Here is a 13,577-nt window from a genome sequence, read left to right as displayed (position 1 = left end):
TGAATGAGGACCAATGTAATGGGTAAGAATGTCGTCGTCCTGGGCACCCAGTGGGGTGATGAGGGCAAAGGCAAGATCGTCGATCTGCTGACCGAACATGCTGCCGCTGTAGTGCGCTACCAGGGCGGCCACAACGCTGGCCACACCCTGGTGATCAACGGTGAAAAAACCGTTCTGCACCTGATTCCCTCGGGCATCCTGCGTGAAGGCGTCCAGTGCCTGATCGGCAACGGCGTAGTCGTTGCTCCAGACGCTTTGATGCGTGAAATCACCAAGCTGGAAGAGAAAGGCGTACCGGTGCGCGAGCGCCTGCGTATCTCTCCGGCAGCCCCGCTGATTCTGTCGTACCACGTGGCCCTGGACCAGGCCCGTGAAAAAGCCCGTGGCGAAGCCAAGATCGGCACCACCGGCCGCGGTATCGGCCCAGCCTATGAAGACAAGGTTGCTCGTCGCGGCCTGCGCGTTGGCGACCTGTTCCACCGCGAGCGCTTCGCCGCCAAGCTGGGTGAGCTGCTGGACTACCATAACTTCCAGTTGGTGAACTACTACAAAGAGCCGGCAATCGACTTCCAGCAGACCCTGGACGAGTGCATGGCCTATGCCGAACAGCTCAAACCGATGATGCTCGACGTCACCGCCGAGCTGCACAACCTGCGCCGCGCCGGCAAGGACATCATGTTCGAGGGTGCTCAGGGTTCGCTGCTGGACATCGACCACGGTACCTACCCGTACGTGACCAGCTCCAACACCACTGCAGGTGGCATCTCCACCGGTTCCGGCGTTGGCCCGATGTACCTGGACTACATCCTGGGCATCACCAAGGCCTACACCACTCGCGTGGGTTCCGGCCCGTTCCCGACTGAATTGTTCGACGAAACCGGTGCCACCCTGGCCAAGCGTGGCCATGAGTTTGGTTCGACCACTGGCCGTGCTCGCCGTTGCGGCTGGTTCGACGCCGTCATCCTGCGCCGCGCCATCGACGTCAACAGCATTTCGGGCATCTGCCTGACCAAGCTGGACGTGCTCGACGGCCTGGAAACCATCAACATCTGCGTTGGCTACAAAAACGAGAACGGTGCCGTCATCGATGCCCCGTCCGATGCTGACAGCTACATCGGCCTGGAGCCGGTGTACGAAGAGATGCCGGGCTGGAGCGAATCGACCTTGGGCGTGAAAACCCTGGAAGAGCTGCCGCAAGCTGCGCGTAACTACATCAAGCGTATCGAAGAGCTGGTAGGCGCCCCGATCGATATCATTTCGACCGGCCCTGACCGCAACGAAACCATCGTTCTGCGCCATCCGTTCGCCTGATCCTCATCCAGGTTGAGCCAACGCCGCGCTCCTGAAAAGGAGCGCGGCGTTTTCATTTGGATACACGATTGGTCGGCCTCCTAGACCTTGGCGTATCTCCCCGCTGCCTGCGGCACAACCCTTGCTGTAAGAAGTCTCTGTAGATGCCATCAAAGTAGTGGCGCCAGAAAACACGAGGGTTACACCGTGTCTGCAATCCTTTCATTGTTACGAAGCCGCCTCTTGCGGCCTGTGTTTGTTGCCCTTGGTATCGCCCTTTTGGTGCAGGTACTGGTTGCCGTTGCGCTGGCCCGAAGCACCGTTACGGCCTTGGAGGCTGACCTGGGCGAGCGTCTGGGCCATGACAGCCGCCAGCTCGCCAACGAACTGGAGCAGGCAGGAGAAGACGTGCGCACCGGGCTGCAGAGCCTTTCCAGCAGCACCCGCCAGCGCTTGAGCGCGGGGCTTTCCACACGCTTGCAGGACGAGCAGCGACAACTGCGTGCCACCTTGGAAAAAAACCTCAAGGATTCGGCCAACGATATGGCTGAGCTGCTGGCCTCGGTGGCCCCACGGGCGATCTGGGACAACGATGTACCGGTGCTTTCCGAGTTCGCCCGCCGCGCCCAGCGCAACCCCAATGTTCTCTTCGTGATCTACGACGATGCTCAGGGCCAGCACCTGACCCGGTATCTGAACCGGCAGAACCCGATCAACCAGGCCTTGATCGAAAAGGGCCAGGGCGAGCGGGCACTGGACAAGGTGCTGGAGGCGGCACGCCGCGACCCGGCGGTGTATTACGTCGAAGCCTCCATCAACCCCAACGGTGCCGAGATAGGCAAAGTGCTGATGGGCGTTTCAACGGCGGGCGTTGACCAAGAGCTCAAAGCGCTCGACCAGCGCTTCAGCGCTTTGATCGCCAGTGGCGAGCAACTGGTGGGCGACAGCCTCGGCGCTGCGGCGGCCGATAGCGGCAAGGCCCTTCGCGAGCGCCTGGAAACCGCGCAGGCCAGCGCCAGTGCCATGCAAGCCAACACCGCACAGAGCGTGCGCGAGGCGGCGGCCGAGCTGCGCTGGCGCATTGGCCTAGGTTTGGTCGTGGTGGGGCTGGGCGTGCTGTTGGTGGTGGCCGTGGTACTGGGGCGCCGGGTGTTGAGCAAGTTGCGCCTGTTGATCACTGCCCTCAATGACCTGGCGGCCGGGGAGGGCGACTTGACCAAGCGGGTGCCCCTCGACAGCCGTGACGAGATTGGCGACATGGCTTCGGCGGTCAACCGCTTTGTCGACAAACTACAGCCCATCGTCCGCGAGGCCGGTGAGGTGGCCCAGCGCACCGGTGTCGAGATCGGCACCATGGCCCAGCGCAATGCCGGCGCCGATGCCGCGGCGGCGTTGCAGCGTGACGAAGTGGCCGCCAGCCTGCGCGATCTGTCGAGCATGGCCGACGAGGCCCAGGCTGAAAGCCATGCCATGCAGGCGGCGTTGCAGCAGGTCGTGGACATTCGCCAGGCGACCGATGAGAACAGTCGTTCCTCGACGCAACTGGCAAGCCTGATCGAGAACCTTGCCGGCCAGGTGGAAACTGGCTCGCAGGTGATCGAGCGCCTGGCCAAGCAGAGCGAGCAGATTGAAGTGGTGCTGACAGTCATCCATGGCATCGCCGAACAGACCAACCTGCTGGCCCTCAACGCTGCAATCGAAGCGGCACGCGCTGGCGAGACGGGTCGCGGGTTTGCTGTAGTGGCCGATGAGGTGCGGGCGCTGGCGAGCAAAACCCAAAGCTCTACCGGTGATATCCAAGCGCATATTGCCGCGCTGCAGAAGGGTGCCAAGGAAGCAGTGGCGACCATCAGCCAGGCCGGGCTCAAGGCCAGTGAAGGGCTGCTGGTGCTGCGTGACAACGAGCGTCGCCAGCAGTCGGTACAGGCCGCCGTGGAGCAGGTGCATGCTGCCATCGGCGTGGCGACCCGGGCTGCCGAGCAGCAAGCCCATGGTGCACAGGCGGTGCGTGGGAGGGTGGAAAACATCCATGCCCAGGCCGAGCGCTCGGCTGAGGTGGTGATGCAGACCACGGCCAGCAGCAAGGTGCTGGATGATCTGGCGGCCCAGTTGCGCGCCAGCCTTGGTCAGTTTCGGGCGTAAGTTGGGGCAACTGCCTTGCCCAATTGCCGAGCCCTGGTGCGGACCCTGTGGGAGCGGGCTTGTCGAGGCGTCGAACCGCCGCGAACACGGGCGAAGCCCGTGCCATCCAACTCGCGCTGTTGATATGCTGTGGGCGAAACATGACAAGGGAGTTGCTCATGTCCGCCCAATTGGTCGCCGCCCAGGCCGACCTCGATTTTCTCCACAGTGCCAGCGTACAGCTCACTGCCCCGATGACCGCCCTGCAAGCCTACTGCGCCATGACCTCGGATGTCCCAGGCTGGCTGGCCAGGGCCTTCCGCATTCGTGACTTCATCTCGCGTCGTTTCAATGTCGCCGATATCCATGGCTTCTCTCCCCGCGACCCAGGGCATGTGCCGGCTATAGGTGAGCATCTGGACTTCTTCACCGTCGAGGCCATCAGCGACCAGCAACTGGTGCTGACCTCGCGTGATACGCACTTGGCGGTGATGGTCTGCATGGAGGTGGCTGGGCTGCGCTTGAAAGTGACCACGTCGGTGCGGTGTTTCAACGCCTTTGGCCGGCTATACATGCTGCCGGTTGGCCAGGTGCATGGCTTCATCGTGCGTCGGATGCTGGCGAATTTGTAGGCAGCCCTGAATGTGAGGGTGAAGCATTCATTTACGTGATCAAGCCTGCATCTTCATCAAAATTGTAGGAAATTTCCCAAATAGATCCCGTTAGAATGTTTGCTGTTGCAGCGCTAGACACAGGGAGCTAGTGTCAATCGGGCCTGGAGGCTCTCGGCAAACTTCGCAGCTTTCTTCAGGAGCAACCTCAGGGCGGCGATGTCGGAACATCGTCGTTATCAGCCCAATCTTTACCAAGGAGAGGTAAGCATGGCTTTCGATGCCTATATTCAAATCGCGGAAATCACTGGCGAAGCGCTGGACGAGCAGTACCCCAACTGGATCGAAATCATCGGCTACAAGTTCGGTGCAAACCAGAGTACCTCTGCCACCGCAAGCTCAGCGGGCGGCGCATCATCAGGCCGCACCACGCTCACCAACTTTACCTTCACCAAATACCTGGACAGTGCTAGCTGCAAGCTGCTGGAGGCTAGCTGTGCCGGGCAGCACCTGAAGGAGGTGAAGCTCGTGCTCTGTCGTGCTGGTGGCGATAAGCTCAAGTACTACGAAGTCGTCCTAGAGGAAGTGATCATCGCCGACTATGCACAGAGCGCCAGCGCTGGGGTGCCAGTGGAAGTCGTGCAGCTTAACTACGGGCGCATAAAGACGACCTACACGCGGCAGAAACACCCTGACGGCATTGCTGGCGGCAACGTCACGGGCGGTTGGGACCGCATCAACAATAAGAAGTATGCGTGAGGTGCGACCATGTCCGAGGCGCGCAGCTTCATTAATCCGCAAGCGCAGTCGTATGAGTCCCTGAAGGCCGACACCCCGATGTCGGCCAACCAGCGGGCCAAGTTTGATGTATTGAATGCGCATATCGCCAATGGAGTAGTTGTTGGTGGGGAGCTAGTGATTGTGGGCGACCCGAATACACCGTCATGTACGAGTCATGAGGCATTTTTGATGGCGAAGGCGGCGGGGATACACCACCAGCTTGAAATCAATGGCGCAGGCGTAGATGATTTTTTTCTGGATAACTACGAGATGTTGAAAAGCTTGCTGGCCCATGCGTCGATGGGGGTGGGAGCTGTGAGCGACGGGTGGCACAGGCACCTTGAGGCAATCAAGAAAACGTTGGAAGAAATTGAGATATTACATCGGCACTATTTGAAAAGCGGGACGCTGAAAGCACGCGACGAATTTTACGCCAAGAGGATGGTTTTGTTCGTTAGATTGGAAGAACAGTTGAACAAAATGGCTGCTTACGGTTCAGGGCTGCGCAATAAAGGCGCGATGAAAAGAACTCTGGAGATCTCCACCAAGAGCTACCTTCACACAGGCGAAATTGCTGGATATGCGGAGAAAGTTGCTGGAGTTTCGAAAGCAGCAAATTTCATAAAGTCGGGTACTTACATCGGCTTGGGGCTCGACGTAGCTTCAACGGGTTTGAGTATCCATCATGCCTGTGCATTCGGACGTCCAGAAGACTGCAGGAAGGCCAGGTATGTGGAGGGCGGCTCCCTGCTTGGTAGTACGGGGGGATCGTTCGCTGGAGGGGCGATTGGTGGGTCTCTAGGTGGAGCTGGGTGTGTAATGTTCCTCGGGATAGCGACAGGCGGCCCGGGGGCCCTCGCGTGCACTGTGATCGGGGGTGCTATTGGTGGCGCCGCAGGCGGTTCGGTCGTGGGAGATATCGGCGAGATGTTAGGTGAGTTGTTGTATGAGGTAACTCAATGAATGGCTTCGACCTCAGATGGTTAGGCCTTCCTTTGATGATGGCCATGTTCATAATCATGGCTGTATGGATATATGTTTCGGTTCGCTATGTGAATTACATAGAGTCGTTGCTTTCCAACAGCTCGATGGTTTTGGGCAACAAAAAGATTTTTGGTCACGCGGGCTTGCTGGGTAAAATAATGCGTACCGGTTCGGTGTCTCTTTTATTGTCGATACGGTCGCTTTGTGTTCGTAAGGGAGTGCTGGATGTTGAAGATGTGAAAAAATTCCCTGAGCGATTGCGGTGTGTGCTTGTTGGGTTGTGGTTCGTTCAAGCTGCTATTTTTTTGTCACTTATTGCACTTTGGGGATGGTTGCGATTTGTAGGCAGTTAATCTTGAAAATGTTACTAGCCCGTAAGGTTGTGTTGCTAGCGGTCCAGGCTGTCTGTCAGCCTGGACCCATTTTCAAGCTTTGTTCAAATACATCCGCGTAGTTAGTAGATAAACCGGCAACCCCGAAACCACAATCAACAGCGCCGCATAAGGCGCCGCCGCTGCAAACTCGACGTTGGCCGTATGCGCCCAGACCTCAGTGGCCAGGGTGGTCATGCCAGTCGGGCTGAGCAGCAGGGTAGCTGTAAGCTCCTTCATTGCATCAAGGAACACCAAGGCGAAGGCCGCCGCCATGGCCGGGAAGATGATCGGCAGGGTCACCCGGCAGAACGCCGCGAAGCTGCTGGCACCCAGGGTGCGGGCCGCTTCTTCGAGGGTCGGCGAAGCCTTGTTCAGCGCGGTGCGTACCGGCGCCTGGGCCAATGGCAGGAACAGCAGCGCATAAGCCAGCAGCAACAGCGCGGTAGTCTGGTACAGCGCTGGCACGTAGTGCAAAGAGAACACCACCAGCGCCAGGGCGATCACCAAGCCGGGCAGGGCGTGCAGCAGGTACGGCAGGCGTTCTGCCCACATGGCCAGGCGGCCTTTGTAGCGCACCACCAGGAAGCTGACCGGCAACGCCAACAGCACACAGACGCCCGCCCCCCCCAGTGAAACCGACAACGAGGTCAGCAGAGCCTTGCTGATCGCGGCCACCGGGAAGGCTGCCGAAGAGCCCACGCTCAGCCAGTAACCCAGCATCGCCAGCGGAATCCCGCTGCCGAGAATGGCCAGGCCCAGGCAGAACAGTTGCCCCAAAGGCATCCAGCCGCGCAGGCGCACAGGTTGCCCGCGGCGTGCTACGCCCTGGCCAATACGCACATGGCGAGCCTTGCCGCGCACTCGCAGTTCAAGCCACAGCATCAGCAAGCACAGTGCAAGCAGTACTGCTGAGAGCATGGCCGCATTGGCGTTGCTAAATTCCAGCTCGAACTGTTGGTAGATCGCCGTGGTGAAAGTCTGCAGCCCGAGGATCGACAAGGCGCCGAACTCGACCAGCATGTGCAATGCGATCAGTAGCGCGCCGCCAAGTATCGACGGCCACAACAGTGGCAGAGTGATTTTGCGGAACACGCCCCAGCGGCTGTAGCCCAGTGTGCGTGCAGACTCTTCCAGCGAAGTGTCGAGATTGCGCAGGGTGGCGGCCACCGGCAGGAATACCAGTGGGTATTTGGACAGCGCCATGACCATGATCGCCCCGCCCAGCCCTTCGAAGTCCGAGCTCAGCGACACCCAGGTGAAGCTGCTGATGAACGACGGCACTGCGAACGGCAGGCACAGCACCACGCCCCATAGCCGGCGGCCGGGCAGGTTACTGCGCTCCAATAGCCAGGCCAGAGCCAGGCCTACGACCATGCACGCCAGCGTCACCCCAGCCATGAGCAGCAGGGTATTGCGCATCAGGCCCCAGACAAAGGGACGCCAGAGTAGGTGCAGTGCTTCCCGCCACCCAGCTTCCCAGGCCTTCATGGCGACGTACAGCAACGGCAGCAGGCTCATCGCCACCAGGAACAGCACAGGCAGCACCACCCAGGTCGATGGGCGCTTGCGGCGCGGTACGAAGCGTACCGGCACCGGCTGGGACAGGGCGGCAGTCATCAGAGCAGGCCGACCTCGCGTTCAAGCTCGATCGCTTCCTCGGCATTGCCCAGATCGGCAGGCGAGATTTTCGGTGGGCGCAGGTCTTCGAACGGTTTCAGTCCGCGATCGGAAACCATGCCCTTGTGCAGCGGGTACTCGGCGGTGGTCTGGGTGATCACGCGCTGGCCTTCTTCGCTGGCCATCCAGTTGAGCAGCGCCTGTGCCTCTTTCGGGTGTTTGCTGGCCTTGACCACGGCGGCGCCGGAGATGGTGACCAAGTTGCCGGCATCGCCATCGGCCAGGTAGTAGAGCTTGCTGTCCAGCTTGCCGCGCTCGCGCTCAAGTGCATACCAGTAGTAGTTGTTCACCAGGACCGCAGCGACTTCACCCTTTTCGACGGCCTTCAGGGCGACCATGTTGTTGGTGTACGTCTTGCCGAATGCCTTGAGTCCAGTCAGCCATTCTTCGGTGGCCTCACGCCCGTGCATCTTCAAGATGGCCACGGCCTGCTCCTGGAAAGCGCCGCTGGTCGGCACATAGCCTACGCGACCTTCCCACTCCGGGCTGGCGAAGTCCATGACCGTTGTCGGCAGGTCTTTTTCGTCCACCTTTTTCGGATTGAAGACCACGATACGGGTACGCGCCGTGATACCCATCCAAGTGCCGTTGGCGCCTACATATTCCTTGGGCACCATGTTGGCTGTGGCGTCATCGATCTTAGCCAGCAGGCCCAGTTCGCCCAGGTTGTTCAATGGTGGGGATTCTTCGGTGTAGATCAGGTCGGCTGGCGAGCGGTCGCCTTCTTCGATGACCTGGCTAGCCAGCTGGTTGCTGCTGCCCTTGCGGATATTGATGTGGATGCCGGTCTTGGCCTCATAGGCCTTGGCGATGGCTTCGCCGATTTCCTTGTGCTGGCCGTTGTACAGGGTCAGGGTGACCGGCTCATCTGCCATGGCGGCCGGGGCGCCGATCACCAGGCTCAGAACTGCGGCTGCCAGGGTGCGCATCAGCGGTTGCGGGCGGATCGTCATGCGGGTACTTCCTCGCTTACGGCTACATATTCGGAAACAATGGTAAACGAAATCGTTTCTCATGTGGCCGGCTGACGAGAAATTCATGGGCAGACCGATGGGCAATGCCGCCGCTGCCAGGGGAGGGGATAAAAATGCAGGCAAGAAAAAACCCACTAGCAAGCTAGTGGGTTTTTGTATGGTGCCCAGGAGAAGACTCGAACTTCCACGACCGTTAAGTCACTGATACCTGAAACCAGCGCGTCTACCAATTCCGCCACCTGGGCAAAGCTTTACATCATCTGCTGAATGCGACTATCGTTCGCTTCACACAGTAGTAACAGATCCTTGGTCATCTGTTACTTGAAATACTTGGTGCCCAGGAGAAGACTCGAACTTCCACGGCCGTTAAGCCACTGATACCTGAAACCAGCGCGTCTACCAATTCCGCCACCTGGGCACACATTTCGAGATTACCTGATGCTTTACAGCGCCGCTCATCTCTACTACAACTTCGGGGTTGTCCGTCGTTGTGGTGCGCACTATACGGACGGCCTCGGGGGCTGTAAACCCCCCAAGCAAAAAAAATTTCAAAAAATTCAACTTGTTGATTCCGAAGGCCATTTGCCCCTCTTTATATGCAGCAGCGGGGGCTGTCCAAGGCTGACATTTCCGGTTTCAATACGCACATGCCAGAATTCCTATCTATATATACCAAGGTGAACCCCTTCTGATGGCCGATTGGCAATCCCTCGATCCCGAGGCCGCTCGCGAAGCGGAAAAATACGACAACCCTATCCCCAGCCGTGAGCTGATCCTGCAGCGCCTTGCCGACCGTGGCGAACCGGCCGCGCGCGAGGAGCTGGCGGCAGAATTCGGTCTTCATGAGGAAGACCAGATCGAAGCGCTGCGCCGCCGACTGCGCGCCATGGAGCGCGACGGCCAGCTTATCTATACCCGGCGCGGCACTTATGCCCCGGTGGACAAGCTCGACCTTATCTGCGGCCGCGTCTCCGGCCACCGTGACGGTTTTGGTTTCCTGATCCCTGATGACGGCAGTGAAGACCTGTTCCTGAGCCCTGCGCAGATGCGCCTGGTGTTCGACGGCGACCGCGCCCTGGCCCGTGTTTCTGGCGTCGACCGCCGTGGCCGTCGCGAAGGCGTGCTGGTCGAAGTCGTCTCCCGTGGGCATGAAAGCGTAGTCGGCCGCTACTTCGAAGAAGGCGGCATCGGCTATGTCACTCCGGACAACCCGAAGATCCAGCAGGAAGTGCTGGTAACCGCCGGGCGCAACGGGGGGGCCAAGATTGGCCAGTTCGTCGAGATCAAGATCACCCACTGGCCTACGCCGCGCTTCCAACCCCAGGGTGATGTGGTCGAGGTGATCGGCAACTACATGGCCCCGGGCATGGAAATCGACGTTGCCCTGCGCAGCTACGATATCCCCCATGTCTGGCCAGACGATGTGGTCAAGGAAGCGCGCAAGTTCCGCTCCGAAGTCCAGGAGAAGGACAAAGAGAAGCGTATCGACCTGCGCCATCTGCCGTTCGTCACCATCGACGGCGAGGACGCGCGCGACTTCGATGACGCCGTGTACTGCGAACCCTTGGGCAAGCTGCGCATGTTCTCCGGTGGCTGGCGCCTCTACGTGGCAATCGCCGACGTTTCCAGCTACGTGCGCCTGGGTTCGGCCCTGGATAACGAAGCCCAGCAACGCGGCAACTCGGTCTATTTCCCCGAGCGCGTGGTGCCGATGCTGCCTGAGGAGCTTTCCAACGGTCTTTGCTCGCTGAACCCGCACGTCGATCGGTTGGCCATGGTCTGCGAAATGACCATGAATAAAGCCGGCCAGATGGTCGATTATCAGTTCTACGAAGGCGTCATCCACTCCCATGCCCGGCTAACCTACAACAAGGTCAGCAGCATGCTTGAGCATGCCCGTACCCGCGAGGGCAAGGCGCTGCGAGAAGAGTACAAAGCGGTTCTGCCGGACCTCAAGAACCTGTACAACCTGTACAAAGTGCTGGTGGATGCCCGTCATGCCCGTGGTGCCATCGACTTCGAAACCCAGGAAACCCGTATCATCTTCGGGGAAGATCGTAAGATCGCGGAAATCCGCCCGACGGTGCGCAACGAGGCGCACAAACTGATCGAAGAGTGCATGCTGGCGGCGAACGTTGCCACTGCAGCGTTCTTGCAAAAGCACGAAGTCCCGGCTCTCTATCGGGTGCATGACGGCCCGCCACCGGAGCGTTTGGAAAAGCTGCGCGCTTTCCTCGGCGAACTTGGGCTGACCCTGCACAAGGGCAAGGACCCATCGCCGAAGGACTATCAGGCACTGCTGGCGAGCATTGCCGGGCGCCCGGACTTCCATCTGATCCAGACCGTGATGCTGCGCTCGTTGAGCCAGGCGGTGTACAGCACCGACAACAACGGCCACTTCGGCTTGAACTACGAGGCGTACACGCACTTCACCTCGCCGATCCGCCGTTACCCGGACTTGCTCGTGCACCGTGCAATCCGAAGCGTCATCCGCTCCAAGGTCGATACCCCGCACGTCAAGCGTGCCGGTGCCATGAGCATCCCCAAGGCGCGTATCTACCCGTACGATGTGAATGCTCTGGACCAGCTTGGCGAGCAGTGCTCGATGACCGAGCGCCGCGCTGATGAAGCTACCCGCGATGTGGTCAACTGGCTCAAGTGCGAGTTCATGAAAGACCGCGTGGGCGAGACCTTCCCAGGTGTGATCACAGCGGTCACCGGCTTTGGTCTGTTCGTCGAACTGACTGACATTTATGTCGAAGGCCTGGTGCATGTCAGTGCGCTGCCCGGTGACTATTACCACTTCGATCCGGTACACCACCGCCTGTCCGGCGAGCGTACGGGTCGCAGTTTCCGTTTGGGCGATACCATCGAGGTCAAGGTCATGCGCGTTGACCTCGACGAGCGCAAGATCGACTTCGAAGTCTCTGAGCAGCAGCTCAGTGCGCCTGTCGGCCGTAAAGGCCGTGGTAGCGCTACGCCGCAGAGCGAAGCGGGCGAAGCCGCGCCTCAAGCGCCAGTCGAAGCCAGGGCTACACCCAAGCCGCGCAGCCGCAAGAGCGAAGCGGCCGAAGCGTACTTCCCCAAAGACGCCGTGCAGCGTAATGCCGAAGTGCGCAAGAGCCGCGAGATGAAAAAGGCACTGATGAGCGAGGCGCGCAGTGGTGGCCACGCCAGCAGCAAGTCTGACAAGGGTGCCAAAACGTCCGGCAAGCCGACCAAGCACCGTAAAGGCCCGTCGAAGTCCGGCGCGCCACGCAAGAGCAAGAACAAGTCATGAGTCAGCTGGAAAAAATCTACGGCGTACACGCCGTGCAGGCATTGCTGCAGCATCATCCCAAGCGGGTCAAGCAGATCTGGCTGTCTGAGGGGCGCAGCGAGCCGCGCATGCAGGCGCTGTTGGCACTGGCCGCAGAAAACCGGGTGCCGGTCGGCCAGGCCGAGCGCCGTGAGATGGATGCCTGGGTCGAGGGTGTGCACCAAGGCGTCGTTGCCGAGGTCAGCCCGAGCCAGGTGTGGGGCGAATTGATGCTCGAGGAGTTGCTTGAGCGTACTGAAACGCCGCCGCTGATTTTGGTGCTCGATGGCGTGACCGACCCGCACAACCTTGGCGCCTGCCTGCGCACCGCCGACGCTGCCGGTGCAACTGCAGTGATTGTGCCCAAGGACAAGTCGGCCACCCTGACACCGGTGGTGCGCAAGGTCGCTTGCGGTGCAGCCGAGGTGATCCCGCTGGTGGCGGTGACCAACCTGGCGCGCACACTGGAGAAGCTGCAGCAGCGTGGCCTTTGGGTGGTCGGGACTGCCGGCGAGGCCGAGCAGGAGATTTATCAGCAGGACCTCACCGGCCCGCTGGTGATGATCATGGGTGCAGAAGGCAAGGGCATGCGCCGCTTGACCCGGGAGCATTGCGATTTCCTCGTGAAACTGCCCATGAGCGGTAGCGTCAGCAGTTTGAATGTGTCGGTCGCCACAGGCGTCTGCCTGTTCGAAGCCGTGCGCCAGCGTCAGGCCAAGCGCTGATATCCAGCCTGCTTCTGCCCTTGCGGGTCAATCCGCTCCGATCGCTATCGCTTAGGCTCATGCCTTGCGCGGTTGCGGTAGGAGCGGGTTAATCCGCGAACGGGCCATCAGCCTGTGAATATGTATCAGGCTGTTCAAATAATCACCAATCACCTTGCTTGTGCGCCAAGCCTTCTCTACAATTGCGCCCCTTGCCGAGCTGGCAGGCGCCCATGTGCCTTCCCTCCGTGCAAGACATACAGTGTCATTCACTCCTTGTCTGACCAGATTCGCTGGCAGACTACTAACCCGTAAGGAGCATTCATGCGTCATTACGAAATCATCTTCCTGGTTCACCCGGACCAGAGCGAGCAAGTCGGCGGCATGGTTGAGCGTTACACCAAGCTGATCGAAGAAGATGGCGGCAAAATCCACCGCCTGGAAGACTGGGGCCGTCGTCAACTGGCCTACGCAATCAACAATGTTCACAAGGCTCACTACGTGATGCTGAACGTTGAGTGCACCGGCAAGGCCCTGGCCGAGCTGGAAGACAACTTCCGCTACAACGATGCCGTTATCCGTAACCTCGTCATCCGTCGCGACGAAGCCGTAACCGGCCAATCCGAGATGCTGAAGGCTGAAGAAAACCGCAGCGAGCGCCGTGAGCGTCGTGAGCGTCCTGAGCATGCTGAATCCGCCGATGGCGACGACAGCAATGACAGCGACTCCAGCGATAACGCTGACGAGTAATCCACGGACCTTTA

General features: G+C 59.9%; 11 protein-coding genes, 2 tRNA genes and 1 pseudogene. 10 read left to right on the top strand and 4 right to left on the bottom strand.

Going from position 1 to position 13,577, the window contains the following annotated elements; all coding sequences use genetic code 11:
• Nucleotides 1-18 precede the first annotated feature (18 nt).
• The 7 genes and pseudogenes from HU725_RS20460 (at nt 19) to HU725_RS20435 (ending at nt 6,139) form a co-directional block, all read left to right on the top strand.
• A complete protein-coding gene (locus tag HU725_RS20460; protein ID WP_028688256.1) occupies nt 19-1,311 on the top strand; it encodes an adenylosuccinate synthase in 1,293 nt (430 codons plus the stop codon).
• A 522-nt stretch (nt 1,312-1,833) separates the two neighbouring features.
• Nucleotides 1,834-2,526: pseudogene (locus tag HU725_RS23240) on the top strand (methyl-accepting chemotaxis protein); the annotation flags it as partial.
• 21 nt (nt 2,527-2,547) lie between these two features.
• Entirely contained in the window at nt 2,548-3,432 is an 885-nt protein-coding gene (locus HU725_RS23235) for a methyl-accepting chemotaxis protein (RefSeq protein WP_409489147.1), read from the top strand.
• A 158-nt stretch (nt 3,433-3,590) separates the two neighbouring features.
• A complete protein-coding gene (locus tag HU725_RS20450; RefSeq protein ID WP_186476383.1) occupies nt 3,591-4,043 on the top strand; it encodes a DUF2867 domain-containing protein in 453 nt (150 codons plus the stop codon).
• Between the two features lie 249 nt (nt 4,044-4,292).
• Nucleotides 4,293-4,781 (top strand): Hcp family type VI secretion system effector, encoded by a 489-nt coding sequence (locus HU725_RS20445; protein ID WP_186476384.1) that lies wholly within the window; start codon nt 4,293-4,295, stop codon nt 4,779-4,781.
• Nucleotides 4,782-4,790: 9 nt separating this feature from the next.
• Nucleotides 4,791-5,765, top strand: a complete 975-nt coding sequence (locus HU725_RS20440) for a hypothetical protein (RefSeq protein ID WP_186476385.1) — start codon at nt 4,791-4,793, stop codon at nt 5,763-5,765.
• A complete protein-coding gene (locus HU725_RS20435; protein WP_186476386.1) occupies nt 5,762-6,139 on the top strand; it encodes a hypothetical protein in 378 nt (125 codons plus the stop codon). Before HU725_RS20440 ends, HU725_RS20435 begins: the two co-directional genes overlap by 4 nt.
• Nucleotides 6,140-6,211: 72 nt before the next feature.
• On the opposite strand, the gene HU725_RS20430 is transcribed toward HU725_RS20435, so the two are convergent.
• The 4 genes from HU725_RS20430 to HU725_RS20415 all read right to left on the bottom strand — a co-directional run bounded on the left by HU725_RS20430 (nt 6,212) and on the right by HU725_RS20415 (nt 9,229).
• Nucleotides 6,212-7,777 carry an ABC transporter permease gene (locus tag HU725_RS20430; RefSeq protein ID WP_060477947.1) on the bottom strand — a complete coding sequence of 522 codons (1,566 nt, stop codon included), beginning with the start codon at nt 7,775-7,777 and terminating at the stop codon, nt 6,212-6,214.
• Nucleotides 7,777-8,790, bottom strand: coding sequence for an extracellular solute-binding protein (locus HU725_RS20425; RefSeq protein ID WP_186476387.1), 1,014 nt, complete (start codon nt 8,788-8,790; stop codon nt 7,777-7,779). The genes HU725_RS20430 and HU725_RS20425 overlap by 1 nt, the downstream gene beginning before the upstream one ends.
• A 179-nt stretch (nt 8,791-8,969) precedes the next feature.
• Nucleotides 8,970-9,056 (bottom strand) — tRNA-Leu (locus HU725_RS20420).
• An 86-nt stretch (nt 9,057-9,142) separates the two neighbouring features.
• Nucleotides 9,143-9,229, bottom strand: a tRNA-Leu gene (locus HU725_RS20415).
• A gap of 273 nt (nt 9,230-9,502) precedes the next feature.
• On the opposite strand from HU725_RS20415, the gene rnr reads away from it, so the two are divergent.
• The 3 genes from rnr to rpsF all read left to right on the top strand — a co-directional run bounded on the left by rnr (nt 9,503) and on the right by rpsF (nt 13,563).
• Nucleotides 9,503-12,091, top strand: a complete 2,589-nt coding sequence (gene rnr / locus HU725_RS20410) for a ribonuclease R (protein WP_186476388.1) — start codon at nt 9,503-9,505, stop codon at nt 12,089-12,091.
• Entirely contained in the window at nt 12,088-12,834 is a 747-nt protein-coding gene (gene rlmB, locus HU725_RS20405; protein ID WP_060477944.1) for a 23S rRNA (guanosine(2251)-2'-O)-methyltransferase RlmB, read from the top strand. Before rnr ends, rlmB begins: the two co-directional genes overlap by 4 nt.
• A gap of 303 nt (nt 12,835-13,137) precedes the next feature.
• Complete coding sequence (gene rpsF / locus HU725_RS20400; RefSeq protein WP_013974420.1) at nt 13,138-13,563, top strand: 30S ribosomal protein S6; 426 nt, start codon at nt 13,138-13,140, stop codon at nt 13,561-13,563.
• Nucleotides 13,564-13,577 lie beyond the last annotated feature (14 nt).

This window comes from Pseudomonas promysalinigenes (assembly GCF_014269025.2).
Lineage (GTDB): Bacteria > Pseudomonadota > Gammaproteobacteria > Pseudomonadales > Pseudomonadaceae > Aquipseudomonas > Aquipseudomonas promysalinigenes.
The sequence above is the reverse complement of the archived record's forward strand: the minus strand, read 5'-3'. Positions and strand labels throughout refer to the sequence as shown.